A 17,111-nucleotide genomic window follows, 5' to 3' on the forward strand; every position below is an offset into this window, starting at 1 on the left:
CGGGTGGCTGCTCCGACCGAGAACTGAACCCCGGAACGCCCGAGAACGTTACGCTGACCTGGTGAAAGTCGGCGGAGCGACGTCGTGAGCGTGGTGCCGGAATTCGGCGTCCTAGGTCCGCTCAGTGTCAGTCGCGACGGCGGCCAGCCGATAGATCTCGGTGGCCCGAAGCAGCGCGAACTGCTCGCCTTGCTGTTGCTTCACCCCAATCGGTGTCTGTCGGCGGACCGCATCGCAGACGCGATCTGGCATGGCGCACCGCCTGCCAGCGCGAACGTCACTCTGCGCGCTCACGTGTCGCGGCTTCGCGCTCGTCTGTCGGCAGAGGGCGTCCACGACGTTCCCGTCACTCAGAAGGCCGGATACGGGGTCTTCTTGAGCCGCGGCCAGATCGACAGCGCCCGGTTCGAGGACCTACTCGAAGCAGGGCAGGAGGCGCTGCGGAGCGGGAATCCCGAACGGGCCGCTGGAGTGCTGCGCGAAGCGCTGAGCCTGTGGCGCGGCGGGGTGCTCGAAGATCTGGGTCAACCAGCGTTCGCCGTAGCCGAGACAGCGCGCCTCGAGGAGCTCCGATTGGTGGCACTTGATCACCGGATCGACGCCGACCTCGCATTGGGCCGACACCATGCATTGATCGCCGAGCTCGAAAGTCTCTCTGCAGCACATCCGTTCAGGGAGCGCCTGCACGCCCTGCTCATGCTGGCGCTGTATCGGTCGGGCCGCCAAGCCGAGGCGCTGCGGGTGGGCACGGAATTGCGGCGCCGACTCGACGCAGAACTCGGCGTCGACCCAAGCCCTGACCTGCGTGCCCTGGAAACCGCGATCCTGAAACAGGATTCCAGACTTCAGCTGCCAGACCGCGATGCGGAGCGGGCCACGGTATCGATCAAGTACCGTCCGCCCACGTCAGCGCGTCGGCTCGTGTCCCGCGGACGACTGATCGAAAAGTTACGCGGCAGCGGTGGACGACGGCTGGTCATGATCCGCGGACCCGCAGGCTCCGGTAAGACGACGCTGGCCGCGCAGTGGCGCACTGTTCTTGCCGACGAGGGCACGGCCGTCGCCTGGCTCACCGTCGATGAGGACGACAACAACGTCGTATGGTTCGTCACCGATCTCATCGAGGCCGTGCGAACGGTACGTCCCACACTGGCTCGACAACTGCGGCAGGTGCTGGAGGAGCGCGGGCCCACTGTGATCCGCCGGGTGCTGACCTCGTTTATCGACCAGATCGACGACGACGGCGCCTCCGTCGTCATCGTGATCGACGACTGGCACCGCATCACCGAGGCGACCACGATCGAGGCACTGACTTACCTACTCGACCACTGCGGTGCGCACACACAGGTGATCGTCACCAGCCGGACCCGGTCGAACCTTCCGGTCAGCCGGATGCGGGCCCGCGACGAGCTTGTCGAAATCGACTCGCAGGACATGCGGTTCGATACCTCGGAATCGCGTGCATTTCTCTTGGGGACCTGCGGCCTGGCTCTGGACGACACGCACGTGGCGAGCTTGGAGCGGACTACCGACGGTTGGGTGGTCGGGCTGCAGCTCGCATCGCTGTCACTGCGCGTTTGTCGAGACCCCGGCATGGTGATCAGCCGAATGTCAGGCCGTGATCACGCCATTGGCGAATATCTGGCCGAGAACGTGCTCGATTCGTTACAACCCGAGTTGCGTGATTTCCTCATGGCCACATCGATCACCGAACGGATCAGCGGCGATCTGGCATCGACGCTGGCCGGCACCGCGCATGGACAGGGCCTGCTCGAAGAGGCCGAGAACCGCGACCTGTTCCTCCGTCGTCTTGACCCCGACGGTGAATGGTTCCGCTACCACCAATTGTTCGCCGAGTATCTGCGTCGCCGGCTCGAGCGCGACCACCCCGACCGGGTTGCACCCTTGCACGCCGCGGCGTCCCGTTGGTTCGCCGAGCAGGGACTGCAGCGGGAAGCGGTGGACCACGCGATCGCGGCAGACGACGCCGACCGTGCAGTCGAACTCATCGAACTCTTCGGCGTGGACCTGATCCGGACCGCCAAGGTGTCGACGTTTCGCGGGCTGGTGTCGAAGCTGCCGGCTCACATCATTGCGCACCGTCCGCGATTACAGCTCGCCGTAGGCTGGGCCAGCGCGATGCTGCAGCAGCCGGAAGGCGCCCGGTCCGCGCTGGAAGCATTTGAAACCGCGGTGTCGGCCTGCGGCTTGCCGGAGGCCGATCTTCATGGAGCACGACTCGAGGCCGACGTGCTGCGAGCCATGCTCGATAGCTGGGCCGATCGCACTGCAGGCGTGGAAGAACTGCTGTCCGAATGCCTTTCGAGTCCCGAGGCGGCTCCACCGTTTCTTGTCAGTGTCGCCGCGAATGTGGCCGCGTTCATGGCGCTTTGGCGGTTCGATTTCGACGCCGTGCGCGGTTGGCAGCAATGGGCTGCGCCCTACCAGGACCGGGACAATCCCTTCAGCCGGATCTATGGACTCTGCCTGTCCGGTATGGCCGCGCGCGAACAGCTCGACGACGCCGGCGCCGAACGCTGCCTCCGCGAAGCCCTTCAGCTGGCTGAGAGCTACGGGGGGATAAGGCATTCAGATGCGGAACTGCTCGCGGGCGCGCTTCTCGGCGAATTACTGTTCGAACGCGGCGAGGTCGATGAAGCAGAACGACTGCTCGATGACAGTTACGAGTTCGGGTCATCGGGCGGAACGGTCGAATTCCTGATTCTGCGGCACGTCGTGAGTGCGCGAGTCAAGGCCGCACGCGGTGACCGCGACACCGCCGCTGTGCGTCTGAATGAAGGCGCGCGGGTCGCCGTGGCACTGGGATTGCCGCGGTTGCGCTCCCACGTCGATAACGAACTCACGCGGATGGGACTGCCGATCGTCGGCCGACGAGGGCGAGTCGACCAAGAGGCATTGCCCCATGGTGGGCTGGGCGAGGCCACGGCCCAGATCCGCGACGAGGCCGTCATCCGTGGCTTGTCCGCCGAACAACCCGACCTTGCCTGTCAGCTTGCCCGCGAGTGGGTGGAGCGCCTCGTTCCCCAGGGCCGCCCGCGTGCGTTGCTGCAGGCCAAGCGCCTGTTGGCGGAAGCTATGGCAGCGGCAGGCCGATCCGACGACACCGGGCAGGCGCTCGTCACAGGCGCCCCGGCCTGAAGGCCGTACACCGTGCTGCAACGCATCTGCAACAGCGATTCGCGACGGTGGTCCCGTCATCTCATCACTGCATTCGCGGGGGAATCAGCCGATGAGCAACTGATCGACTGAAGGAGAACTCAAATGAAGAAGAAGTACCCGTTGTGGGTGTTCGGCCCCGCTGCGCTCGCCACGGCGATCGGGGTGCTCGTGCCGCCCGGCGTCTCGCAGGCGCTGTGGGATATCGGGGAGTGGGATACATGTGCGACGGCAGCGTCCGGTAGGAACGCAGCCGGGAAAACGACCACCGCACAGTTCCTCGAGGAGCTTCGGTTCTGCTGCGACAGGTCCGGCGGCGAATGGGACACCTCTGAGCGGAAATGCGAGGCGCCGCCCGCAACGGCGCAGACCGCTCCGCAGAGCCCCGGCGAAGTCGTCCAGGCGCCCACGGCGGGCACGGCCGATCCGGGCCAGAACCCGGAGCGCACCGGCGACGGCACGTACGAGGTGGTGCCGATCGGCCCCGGCGGGCCGGTTCTCTTCAACCCGTAGGCGCTGCGAACGCACTTGTGGCGCCGGGGTCGGAACCGGCGCCACAAGGTCGCACTATTGGGTTAGGCGTCAGTCAACGCCTCTGAAATCGGCGTCGGATTCACCTCGACGCCACACTGATTCGAGATTTCCGCTGCCGGCTGGTTGATCGCCTTCAGCTCCGATTCGACCTGCGGGTTCTGCTCGAAGTATGCGCTGAACGCCTGGGTCGGCTCGGCGGGCGACTGCGTCGTGATCTGTGTCAGCGCCTGGTTCGCCTCGGGGTTGGCGGCGAGGTAGGTGCTGGTCGACGCCGCCACCGTGCTCGAGGTGGTGGCAATCGCGCTCACGCTGCAGGTGGAGTCCTGCGTCGGAGCCGGCTGTGCGTTGACGACCGGCGTGACCATCGCGGCGGACCCGAAGGCGAACAGGCCGCCGGCGAACATGCCGTACAGGCCGCGTCGCACGGTCGTTGCGGACATCTTCATCGAATCACTCCTCTGGTCTGCGGCCGGTTGGCCGCTCACCGAAGGCGTAACCAGGCCCCGGGGGAAGCTAAACAACCACAGCGCAGACGTGGTGCGCGCGCCGTCAGCTCACGCTGGCCAGCGCGAACGGCAGCACGGCGGGCGCCCCAGCGGCCCTGACCACCCGCGACGCCATCGTCAACGTCCACCCGGTGTCGGTGACGTCGTCGACGAGCAGCACCGGACCCGTGTTCCCGCCCAGGTCCGGGGACTCCCACGCACCGTGCAGCGCGGCCACCCGGTAGGCCGAGTTCGCCGCGGTCACCGGCCGGCGTCCCGGCGCGTAGGGCAGCACGCCGAGGTCGGTCAGCCGGCCGAGACGGGCCAGCGCACCGGCCAGCGATGTGATCAACAGCGGATGGGTGTCCGAGTCGAGCGCCATCACCGCGGTCGGCCGGGTCTCCCAGTCCCACGAGGCCAGCACCTGCACCGCGGCGTCGACCACCTCGTCGGGCACTTCGGCGTCCGGTTCGTCGAGCAGACGCCGCAGCCGCGCGCCCCAGCCCAGGTCGGTCAGCCGCCCGATCACCCGGCCGGGTTCGGGGCCGTCGGTGATGCGGCCGCGCAGGTCCAGGCCGAGCGTGCCCAGCCCCGACGGCCACTGCCTGCGCGGGCTGATCTCGACGCCGGGCCGCATGAGCCGACGCCGGGTGTCCTCGACGGCGGTGGTGTCGACGTCGGCGTCGTAGCGCGCGCCGGCGCAGTTGTCGCAGCGCCCGCACCGTTCACCTTCGGTGAGGTCGGGATCGTCGAGTTGCGCTCGCAGAAAAGCCATTCGGCAGCTGTCGGTGGTCTGGTAGTCGAGCATCGCCTGCTGTTCGCGCTTACGGGCCTCGTCGAGCCTGCGGTAGCGGGCTTCGTCGTACTCCCACTCCTGACCCGTGCCGACCCAGCCGCCCTTCACCCGCCGCACCGCGCCGTCGACGTCGAGCACCTTGAGCACCATCTCCAGCCGGGTGCGGTTGAGGTCGACAAGCGGCTCCAGCGCGGCCGTCGACTGCGGACGCTCCGGGTCGAGTTCGCGAATCACCTTGCGCACCAGAGTTTCCTGCGGGAAAGCGACCGAGGAGAAGTACCGCCAGACGTCCTGGTCTTCGCGGCCCGGCAGCAGGATCACCTCGGCGCTGTCCGTGGACCGGCCGGCGCGGCCGACCTGCTGGTAGTAGGCGATCGGCGAGGACGGGGCGCCGAGGTGCACGACGAACCCGAGGTCGGGTTTGTCGAAGCCCATGCCGAGCGCCGACGTCGCGATCAGCGCCTTGACCCGGTTGGCCAGCAGGTCCGCCTCGAGTTGCTCGCGTTCGGCGGCCTCGGTGCCGCCGGTGTACGCGGCGACGGTATGGCCCTGCTCGGTCAGCAAGGCGGCGATGTCACGCGCCTGCGCGACGGTCAGCGTGTAGACGATTCCCGATCCCGGCAGCGAATCCAGATGTGCGGCAAGCCAAGCCGCGCGCTGGGCGGGGTTGCCGGCCTTGACCACCGACAGCCGCAGCGATTCGCGGTCCAGACCGCCGCGGAGCACCAGCGTGTCACCTCCGCCGACGCCCAACTGCGCGGCGACGTCGTCGACCACCCGGTCGTTGGCGGTGGCGGTGGTGGCCAGCACCGGGATGTCGGCGCCGAGTTCGGCGATCAGCGTGCGGATACGGCGGTAGTCCGGGCGGAAGTCGTGACCCCAGTCCGACACGCAGTGCGCCTCGTCGACCACCACGAGCCCGGCGTCGCGCGCCAGCGCGGGCAGCACCGCGTCGCGGAAGTCGGGGTTGTTCAGCCGCTCCGGGCTGACCAGCAGCACGTCGAGTTCGCCGCCGCGGACCCGCTGGTGGATCTCGTCCCATTCGGTGACGTTGCTGGAGTTGATGGTGGCGGCGTGCACACCGGCACGGTCGGCGGCGGCGACCTGGTTGCGCATCAACGCCAGCAGCGGCGAGACGATCACCGTCGGGCCGTGTCCGGCGGCGCGCAGCAGCTTGGCGGCGATGAAGTAGACCGCGGATTTGCCCCAACCGGTGCGCTGCACGACCAGGGCGCGACGGCGGTGCACCACCAGCGCCTCGATCGCGGTCCACTGGTCGTCACGCAGCACGGCCCGTGGACCGGCCAGCTGCTCGAGGATCTCCTGGGCCTGCGCGCGGTCAGTCACCGCCTCATCGTGCCCCGTGGGTGCGACAGTTTCGACCCGGTGTGTGCGCAGGGTTACATCCAGGTTTAAGGGGTATGCGACGAAGGTGTCCCTGGGTCGAGAACGGGTGTGACGATGGTCCAGTACCACTATCGCTGCGAAAAGGGCTGCGGCACAACGCAACAATCGTATTCGATGCACAGCTGCCCGGCCGTCGTCAAATGCCCGCAATGTCACGGTGACGCCCGCAAGCTGATGTCGTCACCGCACCTGGGCCGTACCGGTGTCGCGATGCGTCTTCACGATGCGACGCGCGCGACGGCAGAACGACCGAACGTCGTCGCCGCGCCCCCGCCTGCGGCCCGCCGGCAGAACGTCACCGCCAACCCGCTGCACCGCAAGCTCCCGCGAAACTGAAGGAACCCCGATGCCCGAACTCATATTTCCGCTCGATTCCAGCAAGAAGTTCCCCGACCAGCAGATCGTCGGGCACAACCGCTGGCACCCCGACATCCCCGCGGCGGTGTCGGTCAAGCAGGGTGATTCGTTCCGCGTGCACTGCCGCGAGTGGTTCGACGGCGACATCCACAACGACGACTCCGCCGAGGACATCCGCGATGCGCCGATGTCGAAGGTGCATGCCCTGTCGGGGCCGATCGCCGTCGAGGGGGCCCGCCCGGGTGACCTGTTGATCGTGGACATCCTCGACGTCGGGCCGCTGCCTCAGGAGGACTCCGGGCCGCTGGCCGGTCAGGGGTGGGGCTACACCGGGATCTTCGCCAAGAGCAACGGAGGCAGCTTCCTGGTCGACCAGTTTCCGGACGCCTACAAGGCGGTCTGGGACTTCTCCGGGGAGAAGGCGACCTCGCGTCACGTGCCCGGCGTCGAGTTCACCGGCATCACCCATCCGGGGCTGATGGGTACCGCGCCGTCGGCCGAACTGCTCGGCAACTGGAACTCCCGCGAGGCCGCGTTGATCGCGACCGACCCGGATCGCGAACCGCCGTTGGCGCTGCCGCCGGAGCCCACCGACGCCGTCCTCGGCACCCTGACCGGCGACGCGTTCGACAAGGTCGCCGCCGAGGGGGCCCGCACCGCGCCGCCGCGCGAGAACGGCGGCAACATGGACATCAAGAACCTGACGCGGGGCACCCGGGTGTTCTATCCGGTGTTCGTCGACGGCGCGAAGCTGTCGGTCGGCGACCTGCACTTCTCGCAGGGCGACGGCGAGATCACGTTCTGCGGCGGCATCGAGATGGGCGGGTTCATCGATCTGCGGGTCGACGTCATCTCCGGCGGGATGGAGACCTACGGCATCCGCGAGCACCCGGTCTTCCTGCCCGGCAACACCCAGCCGCAGTACTCGGAATGGTTGACGTTCTCGGGGACGTCGGTGACCCTCGACGGCGAGCAGCGGTATCTGGATTCCCAGCTCGCGTATCAGCGGGCCTGCCTGCACGCGATCGACTACCTGACCAACTTCGGCTACAGCCCGGAGCAGGCCTACCTGTTGCTCGGGGCCGCGCCGATCGAGGGACGGTTCTCCGGCGTGGTCGACATCCCGAACTCGTGTGCGACGGTGTATCTGCCGACGGCGATCTTCGACTTCCCGATCGCCCCGACCGCGGGCAAGCCGGTGAAGATCGACCCCGGTATCGGCGCCCCCCGCGCCGCGTCGTAGGAGTCGTAGGAGCTGCCGAACGTGGATTACCCGCACGCCAAATCGCGATCAGACGTGCGGGTAACGCACTTTCGCGCCAAGGAGGGGACCGCACCATGACCGTTGATGCCGCCGCGACGGTCGGCGGTGTGGCCGGCTGGGCGGTGTCGCTGATGGAGCGCCTCGGTGGCATCGGCGCCGGCGCCGTCATCGCCGCGGAGAACGTCTTCCCGCCGCTGCCGAGCGAGATCATCCTGCCGTTGGCGGGTCTGTCCGCGGCGCGGGGCGAGATGCCGCTGTGGGAAGCCATCGTCGGGACCACAGTGGGTTCCGTGGTGGGCGCCATCGTCCTGTACCTGGTGGGCGCCCACCTCGGACGCGACCGGGTTCACCGGCTGGCGCAGCGATTGCCGTTCTTCTCCGACGACGACCTGACGAAAAGCGAAGCGTGGTTCCGTCGGCACGGGTCTTGGGCGGTGCTGTTCGGGCGGATGATCCCGGTGGTCCGGAGCCTGGTGTCGGTGCCCGCCGGGATCTACTGCATGCCGTTCGTCCGGTTCCTGGCACTGACGACGGCGGGAAGCGCGGCCTGGAACAGCCTGCTCGTGGTGGCCGGCTACCAGTTGGGCGACAACTGGGAAACCGTGTCCACCTGGACATCTCGCTACCAGTACGCGGTGCTGGCCGTCGCCGCCGCCCTGATCGCGGGGTGGCTGGTGCAGAAGCGGCGCAGCCGAACCGGCTAGGCCCGTCGCCGCAAAAGTCCTACTGGGCGACGACAAGCCAGATCGCGGCGAAGTGACAAGCCGCGGCGACGGCGGTGCACGAATGGAACAGCTCATGGTGACCGAACGTGTGCGGCCACGGGTTCGGCCACCGGGCGCCGTAGAACAGGGCGCCGACGTTGTAGAGCACCGCGCCGGCCACCAGCAGCGCCACCACCGCGAACCCGGCGCCGTGCAGCAGCACCTCGGCGAACCAGACCGCCACGTAGCCGAGCATCAGGTACAGCGGCAACCCGACCCATCGGGGCGTCGACGGCCACAGCATCTTGAGCACCACGCCCGCAACCGCCCCCGACCACGCGATGGTCAGCATGATCGCCCCACTGCGCGGCGGCATGGCGATCAGCGCGAGCGGTGTGTAGGTGGCCGCGATGAACACGAACACCGCCGAGTGGTCGAGGCGCATCATCCACTTCTCGGCCGCCGCGGACGCCCAGGTCACGCGGTGGTAGGTCGCACTGACACAGAACATGGCGACCATCGCGAGGACGTACACGAGCGCGGCCCCGCCCGCTCGCGGTGACGCGGCGGTCCATGCGACCGATACCAGCGCCGCGCCGGCCACCGCCGCCACGCCTGCCGCACCGAGATGGATCCAGCCCCGGGCGCGGGGCTTGAGATCGGCGACGCGGGCCGCAGCGACTGCCGTCAGGGGGTCGCTCAGGGCATCTCCGTCGTCAGAGGCGATCGAACCGGAAAGGACCGCGTGACTGTGAGCGTAGTGCAGCCCCGGATGCGGCGGCCGCAGGCGCGCTAGCTAGCCGGTCTTGGCGGCGTCCTGTTCGCGCTTGATCTCCAGCGCGATGTCGATCAGCTGGTCCTCCTGGCCGCCGATCAGCTTGCGCTGGCCCGCCCGGTGCAGCAGCTTGTGCGCGGGCACGCCGTAGCGCTCGGACTGGCGGATCGCGTGCTTGAGGAAGCTGGAGTACACCCCCGAGTAGCCCATGATCAGCGCGTTGCGGTCCAGCAGGCACTCGGCCGGCATCGCGGGTGCGACGACCTCCTCGGCCGCGTCGGCGATGTCGAAGAAGTCGATTCCGGTCTTGACGCCGATCTTGTCGAACACCCCGATCAGCGCCTCCACCGGCGCGTTGCCCGCCCCGGCCCCGAACCGGCGGCACGACCCGTCGATCTGTTTGGCGCCGGCGCGCACGGCCTCGATCGAGTTCGCGACGCCGAGCCCGAGGTTCTCGTGGCCGTGGAAGCCCACCTGCGCGTCGTCACCCAGTTCCGCGACCAGGGCCGCGACCCGGTCCCGCACCCCCTCGAGCACCAGGGCACCCGCCGAGTCGACGACGTAGACGCACTGGCAACCGGCGTCGGCCATGATCCGCGCCTGCTTGGCCAGCTTCTCCGGCGGAATCGTGTGGCTCATCATCAAAAAGCCCACGGTCTCCAGACCGAGTTCGCGGGCCAGCCCGAAGTGCTGGATCGACACGTCGGCCTCGGTGCAGTGGGTGGCGATCCGGCAGATCGAGCCGCCGTTGTTCTGCGCCTCCTTGATGTCCTCCTTGGTGCCCACACCCGGCAGCATGAGGAACGCGATCTTGGATTCCTTGGCCGTCTCGGCGGCCAGCTTGATCAGCTCCTGCTCCGGGGTCTTGGAGAACCCGTAGTTGAAGCTGGACCCACCGAGTCCGTCGCCGTGGGTGACCTCGATGACCGGCACCCCGGCGGCGTCCAGCGCGGCGACGATCGCGTGCACCTCGTCCTTGGTGAACTGGTGGCGCTTGTGGTGGCTGCCGTCGCGCAGCGACGTGTCCGTCATCCGGACGTCCCAGATCGGGTTGAAGTAGATCTCCTGGGTGCTCATGCCTGGCCTCCTGCCGAGCTTGTGGCGAGGGACTCCTTGGCGATTTCCTCGCCGACCTTGGCCGCCGCGGCGGTCATGATGTCCAGGTTTCCAGCGTAGGGCGGCAGGTAATCGCCCGCACCCTCCACTTCGATGAACGTGGTGACGAGGTGCTGACCACCGTTGACCACCGACGGCTCGTCGAACTGCGGTTCGTTGAGCAGCCGGTAACCGGGCACGTAGGTCTGCACCTCGGCGACCACATCCTTGATCGACTGCGTGATCGCGTCGTGGTCGGCGTCCTCGGGGATCGCGCAGAAGATGGTGTCGCGCATGATCATCGGCGGCTCGGCGGGGTTGAGGATGATGATCGCCTTGCCGCGCTGGGCGCCCCCGATGTTCTGCACACCGGCGCTGGTCGTCTTGGTGAACTCGTCGATGTTGGCGCGCGTGCCCGGTCCGGCCGACGCCGACGACACCGACGCGACGATCTCGGCGTAAGGCACCTCGACGGCGCGGCTGACCGCGTACACGATCGGGATGGTGGCCTGCCCGCCGCAGGTGACCATGTTGACGTTCGGCGCGTCGAGGTGCTCGCGCAGGTTGGCCGGCGGGATCACGCCCGGCCCGATCGCCGCGGGCGTCAGGTCGATCGCGCGGATCCCGGCGTCGGCATACTTCGGCGCCGCGTCACGGTGCACGTAGGCGCTGGTGGCTTCGAAGACCATGTCGGGCTTCTCGCTTTGCGCCAGCAGCCAGTCGACCCCTTCGTGCGAGGTCTCCAGCCCCAGCTTGCGGGCGCGGGCCAGGCCCTCGCTCTCCGGGTCGATGCCGATCATCCAGCGCGGTTCCAGCCACTCCGAACGCAGCAGCTTGTAGAGAAGATCGGTGCTGATGTTGCCCGATCCGACGATCGCGACGGACATTTTGTCCGGCATAACTCGCTCCTCGCTCATTCGAAATTCAGCTGCACCGAGCCCAGCCCGGCGAAGTCTGCGACGTACTCGGCGCCGGGGGTGGCGTCGAAGGCCTTGGTGCACGACCCCGGCAACACGATGTCACCGGCCTTGAGCCGGACACCGAAGCTGTCGACCTTGCGGGCCAGCCAGGCCACCGCGGTGACCGGGTTGCCCAGCACCGCATCGCTGCGGCCCTTGGCCACCACCTCGCCGTTGCGGGTCAGCACGGCGTCGATCGCGGTGATATCTATGTCCTTGGGCGACACCCGATTCTGGCCGAGCACCCAACCCGCCGACGACGCGTTGTCGGCGATCGTGTCGCACAGCTTGATCTTCCAGTCCGTGATGCGGGTGTCGATCAACTCGATGGCGGGCGCGAACGCGGCCGTCGCCGCCAGTACGTCGTCCTCGGTGCACCCCTCACCCGGCAGATCGTCGGCCAGGATGAACCCGACCTCCACCTCGACCCGCGGATACAGATAGTCCGCAGACTTGACCGGCCGGTCCTCGAAGACGGCCATCTCGTCGAGCAGGTGTCCGTAGTCGGGCTCGTCGACGTTCATCATCTGCTGCATCGCCTTGGACGACAGCCCGACCTTGTGGCCGATCACCTTCGCGCCCTCGGCGACGCGCCGGCGGATGTTGATCAGCTGGATCTCGTAGGCGTCGACGACGTCGATGTCGGGATGGCCGTCGGTCAGCGGCGAGATCGGCACCCGGGTGCGTTCGGCCTCGGCGAGGTCGGCGGCCAGCTGTTCGCGCACGTCGGAACTGAGCATCGGCGGTGAAGTCCCCTCGTTTCGTCGACCGGCGCAGTTGTGGGTCGGCCGGGCAATTCTATAACGTGTTCTACATGACCGGACAGGTGTACGACGTCGTCGTGGTGGGCAGCGGCGCGGCCGGCATGGTTGCCGCCCTCACCGCAGCTCACCAGGGTCTCTCGACGATAGTCGTTGAGAAGGCGCCGCACTACGGAGGTTCCACTGCGCGGTCAGGTGGCGGCGTGTGGATCCCGAACAACGAGGTGCTCAAGCGCGACGGCGTCAAGGACACCCCCGATGCCGCCCGCACGTACCTGCACCACATCATCGGCGACGTGGTGCCCGCCGAGAAGATCGACACCTACCTCGAACGCGGACCCGAGATGCTGTCGTTCGTGCTCAAGCACTCGCCGCTGAAGCTGTGCTGGGTGCCCGGCTACTCGGACTATTACCCGGAGACCCCGGGCGGAAAGCCCACCGGACGCTCGGTGGAGCCCAAGCCGTTCAACGCCAAGAAGCTCGGCCCGGACCTGCCCGGGCTGGAACCGCCGTACGGCAAGGTGCCGATGAACATGGTGGTGATGCAGCAGGACTACGTGCGCCTGAACCAGCTCAAGCGCCATCCCCGCGGCGTGCTGCGCAGCCTGAAGGTCGGCGTCCGCGCGACCTGGGGCAAGGTCGCGGGCAAGAACCTGGTCGGCATGGGCCGCGCGTTGATCGCGCCGTTGCGGATCGGGCTGCGCGAGGCCGGTGTTCCGGTGCGGCTCAACACCGCGCTGACCGACCTGTACGTCGAGGACGGCGTGGTGCGCGGCATCTATGTGCGCGACGTGAATGCACCGGAAACCGTTGAGCCCGAGTTGATCCGGGCCCGTCGCGGCGTGATCCTCGGGTCCGGCGGCTTCGAGCACAACGAGCAGATGCGGGTGAAATACCAGCGCGCCCCGATCACCACCGAGTGGACGGTGGGCGCGAAGGCCAACACCGGCGACGGCATCCTGGCGGCCGAGAAATTGGGCGCGGCGCTCGATGTCATGGAGGACGCGTGGTGGGGGCCGACGGTGCCGCTGCCCGGTGCGCCGTGGTTCGCGTTGTCCGAGCGGAATTCGCCCGGTTCGATCATCGTCAACATGGCCGGTAAGCGGTTCATGAACGAGTCGATGCCGTACGTCGAGGCGTGCCACCACATGTACGGCGGCAAATACGGACAGGGTGCTGGCCCCGGCGAGAACATCCCGGCGTGGCTGGTGTTCGACCAGCAGTACCGCGACCGCTACATCTTCGCCGGACTGCAACCGGGACAGCGGATTCCGAACAAGTGGCTGGAATCGGGCGTGATCGTCAAGGCTGCCACCCTCGACGAGCTGGCCGAGAAGACCGGGCTGCCGGTCGAGGCGTTCAAGGCGACCGTCGAGCGGTTCAACGGCTTCGCCCGCACCGGCGTGGACGAGGACTTCAAGCGCGGCGAGAGCGCCTATGACCGCTACTACGGCGACCCGACCAACAAGCCGAACCCGAACCTCGGCGAGATCAGCCACGCGCCGTACTACGCGGCCAAGATGGTGCCCGGCGACCTGGGCACCAAGGGCGGCGTCGTCACCGACGTGCACGGCCGCGCGCTGCGCGACGACGGCTCGGTGATCGAAGGGCTTTATGCCGCAGGTAATGTCAGTGCGCCGGTGATGGGTCACACCTACCCCGGTCCGGGCGGAACGATCGGCCCGGCGATGACTTTCGGCTACCTGGCAGCGCTTCACATTGCCGGAAAGGGTTGACGCATGCCCATCAATCTCGACGAGGCTCTCGGCGCGGAACTTCCCGCCGCCGAGTTCTCGTGGACCAGCAGCGATATCCAGCTCTACCACCTCGGGCTCGGTGCGGGCACCGACCCGATGGACAAGCGCGAGCTGCGGTATCTGACCGACGACACCCCGCAGGTGCTGCCGACGTTCGGCAATGTGGCGCAGAGCTTTCATATGACCGAGCCGCCGACGGTGAAGTTCCCGGGTATCGACATCGAGCTGTCGAAGGTGCTGCACGCCAGCGAGGCGGTGTCCGCGCCGGCCCCGATCCCCCCGTCGGGCACCGGAATCGCGGTCACCCGCTTCACCGACATCTGGGACAAGGGCAAGGCCGCGGTGATCTGGTCGGAGACGACGGTGACCGATCCGGACGGCACGCTGCTGTGGACGCAGCGACGTTCGATCTTCGCCCGCGGTGAGGGCGGATTCGGCGGTGAGCGCGGCCCGTCGACGTCGTCGGAGCCGCCGGCCCGCGCACCCGATCACGAACTGTCGATCCCGGTCTCACCGCAGCAGGCGCTGCTGTACCGGATGTGCGGTGACCGCAATCCGCTGCACTCCGATCCCGATTTCGCGGCGGCGGCCGGTTTTCCGCGCCCGATCCTGCACGGCCTGTGCACCTACGGCATGACGTGCAAGGCGATGGTGGACCTGTTGCTCGACGCGGACACCGGCCGGTTGGCGAGCTACGGCGCCCGCTTCGCCGGTGTGGTGTTCCCCGGCGAGACGCTCAGAGTCCGCACCTGGGCCGACGGCGACGGATACGTCGCGACGGTGACCGTTCCCGAACGCGACGACGCCGTCGCGCTGGCCGGTGTGGAGTTCGTACCCGCCTGAGCCGCGCGATCAGCCCGGCAATCGAGTTTGCCCGTAACGGGCGAAAATACAAGAACAGCAACGCCAGGCGGCTTGCGTGAGTGAAGGTAAAATTGCCCGCGGCTGTCCCGCAGGTGCCGATTGCCAACGGCCGCAATCGATCCGCGGTCCACAAACGCCACCTGACCTGATAGTTTCGCTTCCAGTGGTGACCATCCCTGTAATCGGACGAGTCTGGAGCACATCGTGAAGATCAGCAAGTTCACCAGCATGTTGGCCGCAACAGCGACCGCGGGAATGATCGCGGCGCCGCTGGCCGGGGCCGAGGCCGAACCCGTCGCCGTGGAGACGACGACGCTGGGCAGTCAGGGCAAGTTGGTCGACGGCACCGTGATTCAAGGCTGGACCGTCACCGACCTCAAGCAGAGCAGCGACACGATTCCGCATCCGGTGGCCGGCACGTTGTGGGAGGTCACCGCGACCGATCAGGCCATCCAGGGCTCGGTGACGCCGATCGTGTCGAACTTCAACGTCAGGGCGAGCGACGGGACCACCTACCGCGCGCTGTGGGGTGCGGCCACTCCGCAGGGGGTGAACCCGGCGACGATCGCGCAGGGCCAGGAGACCTCCGGCAAGATCTACTTCGACGTCACCGGTCCCGCGCCGGACACCGTCGTCTACAACGCCGGCGGACAGGATCTGCTGGTGTGGACGGAGCCGCCGGCCTCGAGTTCGACCGGTTCGTCGCCATCCACCTACCGCAGCTATCCCGCGCAGAGCCCGGCGAGCGCCGCGCCTGCCGAGGCCGCGACCGAGACACCGGAGGGCACCGCCACTCCGGCCGCGACCGAGACACTGCCCGAGGGCAGCCAGGGCACTCCGCTGCCGGAAGGCAGCCAGGGCACCCCACTTCCGGAAGGCAGCCAGGGCACCCCGATCGTTGAGGGTGCGCCGGCTCCGGCGGCGTCTGGCGCTCCCGTCCCGGCCGCCGCAGGCACGCCGGTCCCGCCCGCCCAGGGCACTCCGGTCCCGCCCGCTCAGGGCGCTCCCGTCCCGCCCGCCCAGGGCGCTCCGGCGCCTGCCGCCGGTACCGAAGGCGCACCGCTGCCCGCGGGCAGCCAGGGCACCCCGGTCCCCGCGGGTGACGAGGTGCCGACGCCGGTGATCTACGCCCCCGCTCCCTGACGGAACGCGCTCAACCGGTCAGCGCCGTCACGAGTGAGATGACCACCACGCGTACAGCTGTGGGAAGGTCGGGCCTTCGGGCCCCGCTCGGACGGCGCTGACCGTCATCTTGACGTCGTCCGTCCAGACGACGACGGGCTGACCGTCCTGCAGCCCGCAGAACAACTGGCCGCTGATCCTGTCGGGCGTCGCATTGCGCCGCCACGGACCGGGTGACTGGATGTTTCCCGGGCAGTTGACCCGCGTTGCCCCGGCCATCGCCGCGCCGAATCCGGCGTCGAGCGCGGACCGGTCGCCGACCAGCGTGTAGGTCGCTGACACGGGCCCGCCGGGATCGGTGTTGCGTTCGCAAACCACTTGTGCCAGAGCGTCTTCCGAGGGGTCAACCGGTTCACACGAGCCCGCGGGATAGCCCTTCGGCACCTGCCTGAGCAGTTGCGCCGACTCCTCGGCGTTCTCGGGCTCCGGCGTCGCCGACGTCGAGGGTTGCGCGGTGAGCGGTTCGGGGTCCTGTGACGGCGGTCGCGTCGTCCACCAGAAGACAAGGCCACCGACCAGGGCCACGACACCGACGACGGCCGCGCCGATCACGAACGGCTTCGGATCGCGCTGGCGCTGCACGGTGCGCGGGCTGATGGTCAGCGGCGCCTCGAACCGCTCCGCCCAGGTGCTCTGCGCAGGCGCCGGGTCGTCCCACTGCGGTCCCCAGCCGTCCGGGTCGGGTTCCGCCGCGGCCGTCTCGACCGGGCCGGTGTCCGCGTCATCCGGTTCCAGCGGAGGAGCGTCCTCATCGGGCGCCGGTGACCCAGGCTGCTCGGGTGGCAGTGCGGAACTCACGCCGTTACCTCCGTGCGCGTATTTTTCACGTCTCAACCCTATGAAGTCTCAAGGGTAGTAGGTGACAGAGGCCGAAGCCCGGAAGAAGTCCGACCGGTCGCATCACCCTGGTCGTCGCGGCTGCCGACGCATGTGCGACTGCCACGTCGCGTCGACCGCATCTGCCGGAACATCTGCAGCTCAGGCAATCAGGTTG

General features: G+C 68.2%; 15 protein-coding genes. 8 read left to right on the forward strand and 7 right to left on the reverse strand.

The window, feature by feature from the left end:
* Window positions 1-84: 84 nt before the first annotated feature.
* The gene (locus tag BHQ18_RS12100) at window positions 85-3,159 is read left to right on the forward strand and encodes an AfsR/SARP family transcriptional regulator (protein WP_084294025.1); all 3,075 of its coding nucleotides are present in this window, start codon (window positions 85-87) and stop codon (window positions 3,157-3,159) included.
* 123 nt (window positions 3,160-3,282) lie between these two features.
* On the forward strand, window positions 3,283-3,690 hold the full coding sequence (locus BHQ18_RS12105) for a hypothetical protein (RefSeq protein ID WP_069413840.1): 408 nt from the start codon (window positions 3,283-3,285) through the stop codon (window positions 3,688-3,690).
* Window positions 3,691-3,752: 62 nt separating this feature from the next.
* Here the strand turns inward: BHQ18_RS12105 and BHQ18_RS12110 are convergent, their stop codons facing one another.
* Window positions 3,753-4,196, reverse strand: coding sequence for a hemophore-related protein (locus BHQ18_RS12110; protein WP_234794154.1), 444 nt, complete (start codon window positions 4,194-4,196; stop codon window positions 3,753-3,755).
* A gap of 64 nt (window positions 4,197-4,260) precedes the next feature.
* Complete coding sequence (locus BHQ18_RS12115; protein ID WP_069413842.1) at window positions 4,261-6,339, reverse strand: RecQ family ATP-dependent DNA helicase; 2,079 nt, start codon at window positions 6,337-6,339, stop codon at window positions 4,261-4,263.
* Between the two features lie 174 nt (window positions 6,340-6,513).
* Here BHQ18_RS12115 and BHQ18_RS12120 point away from each other — a divergent pair, with 174 nt between their 5' ends.
* The 3 genes from BHQ18_RS12120 to BHQ18_RS12130 all read left to right on the forward strand — a co-directional run bounded on the left by BHQ18_RS12120 (window position 6,514) and on the right by BHQ18_RS12130 (window position 8,724).
* Complete coding sequence (locus tag BHQ18_RS12120; RefSeq protein ID WP_234794155.1) at window positions 6,514-6,735, forward strand: FmdB family zinc ribbon protein; 222 nt, start codon at window positions 6,514-6,516, stop codon at window positions 6,733-6,735.
* A 10-nt stretch (window positions 6,736-6,745) separates the two neighbouring features.
* The gene (gene fmdA, locus BHQ18_RS12125; protein WP_069413843.1) at window positions 6,746-7,999 is read left to right on the forward strand and encodes a formamidase; all 1,254 of its coding nucleotides are present in this window, start codon (window positions 6,746-6,748) and stop codon (window positions 7,997-7,999) included.
* Window positions 8,000-8,094: 95 nt separating this feature from the next.
* The gene (locus tag BHQ18_RS12130) at window positions 8,095-8,724 is read left to right on the forward strand and encodes a DedA family protein (protein WP_069413844.1); all 630 of its coding nucleotides are present in this window, start codon (window positions 8,095-8,097) and stop codon (window positions 8,722-8,724) included.
* A 19-nt stretch (window positions 8,725-8,743) separates the two neighbouring features.
* On the opposite strand, the gene trhA is transcribed toward BHQ18_RS12130, so the two are convergent.
* The 4 genes from trhA to BHQ18_RS12150 form a co-directional block, all read right to left on the reverse strand.
* Window positions 8,744-9,427: a PAQR family membrane homeostasis protein TrhA gene (trhA, locus tag BHQ18_RS12135; RefSeq protein ID WP_234794160.1), complete on the reverse strand. Its 684-nt coding sequence runs from the start codon at window positions 9,425-9,427 to the stop codon at window positions 8,744-8,746.
* 93 nt (window positions 9,428-9,520) lie between these two features.
* Window positions 9,521-10,576, reverse strand: a complete 1,056-nt coding sequence (dmpG, locus tag BHQ18_RS12140) for a 4-hydroxy-2-oxovalerate aldolase (RefSeq protein ID WP_069413846.1) — start codon at window positions 10,574-10,576, stop codon at window positions 9,521-9,523.
* Window positions 10,573-11,493, reverse strand: a complete 921-nt coding sequence (locus BHQ18_RS12145) for an acetaldehyde dehydrogenase (acetylating) (RefSeq protein WP_069413847.1) — start codon at window positions 11,491-11,493, stop codon at window positions 10,573-10,575. Before BHQ18_RS12145 ends, dmpG begins: the two co-directional genes overlap by 4 nt.
* A 14-nt stretch (window positions 11,494-11,507) precedes the next feature.
* Window positions 11,508-12,293 (reverse strand): 2-keto-4-pentenoate hydratase, encoded by a 786-nt coding sequence (locus BHQ18_RS12150; RefSeq protein WP_069413848.1) that lies wholly within the window; start codon window positions 12,291-12,293, stop codon window positions 11,508-11,510.
* 74 nt (window positions 12,294-12,367) lie between these two features.
* Between BHQ18_RS12150 and kstD the strand changes: the two genes are divergently transcribed.
* The 3 genes from kstD (at window position 12,368) to BHQ18_RS12165 (ending at window position 16,078) form a co-directional block, all read left to right on the forward strand.
* Complete coding sequence (gene kstD / locus BHQ18_RS12155; RefSeq protein ID WP_069413916.1) at window positions 12,368-14,050, forward strand: 3-oxosteroid 1-dehydrogenase; 1,683 nt, start codon at window positions 12,368-12,370, stop codon at window positions 14,048-14,050.
* Window positions 14,051-14,053: 3 nt separating this feature from the next.
* Window positions 14,054-14,914 carry an enoyl-CoA hydratase ChsH3 gene (locus BHQ18_RS12160; RefSeq protein WP_069413849.1) on the forward strand — a complete coding sequence of 287 codons (861 nt, stop codon included), beginning with the start codon at window positions 14,054-14,056 and terminating at the stop codon, window positions 14,912-14,914.
* Window positions 14,915-15,139: 225 nt separating this feature from the next.
* Window positions 15,140-16,078 carry an MPT63 family protein gene (locus tag BHQ18_RS12165; protein WP_234794156.1) on the forward strand — a complete coding sequence of 313 codons (939 nt, stop codon included), beginning with the start codon at window positions 15,140-15,142 and terminating at the stop codon, window positions 16,076-16,078.
* A 27-nt stretch (window positions 16,079-16,105) separates the two neighbouring features.
* Here BHQ18_RS12165 and BHQ18_RS12170 read toward each other — a convergent pair whose 3' ends face one another.
* Window positions 16,106-16,915 carry a hypothetical protein gene (locus BHQ18_RS12170; RefSeq protein WP_069413850.1) on the reverse strand — a complete coding sequence of 270 codons (810 nt, stop codon included), beginning with the start codon at window positions 16,913-16,915 and terminating at the stop codon, window positions 16,106-16,108.
* Between the last annotated feature and the right edge of the window lie 196 nt (window positions 16,916-17,111).

Source organism: Mycolicibacterium flavescens, from assembly GCF_001722335.1.
In the GTDB taxonomy this organism is placed as follows: domain Bacteria; phylum Actinomycetota; class Actinomycetes; order Mycobacteriales; family Mycobacteriaceae; genus Mycobacterium; species Mycobacterium flavescens.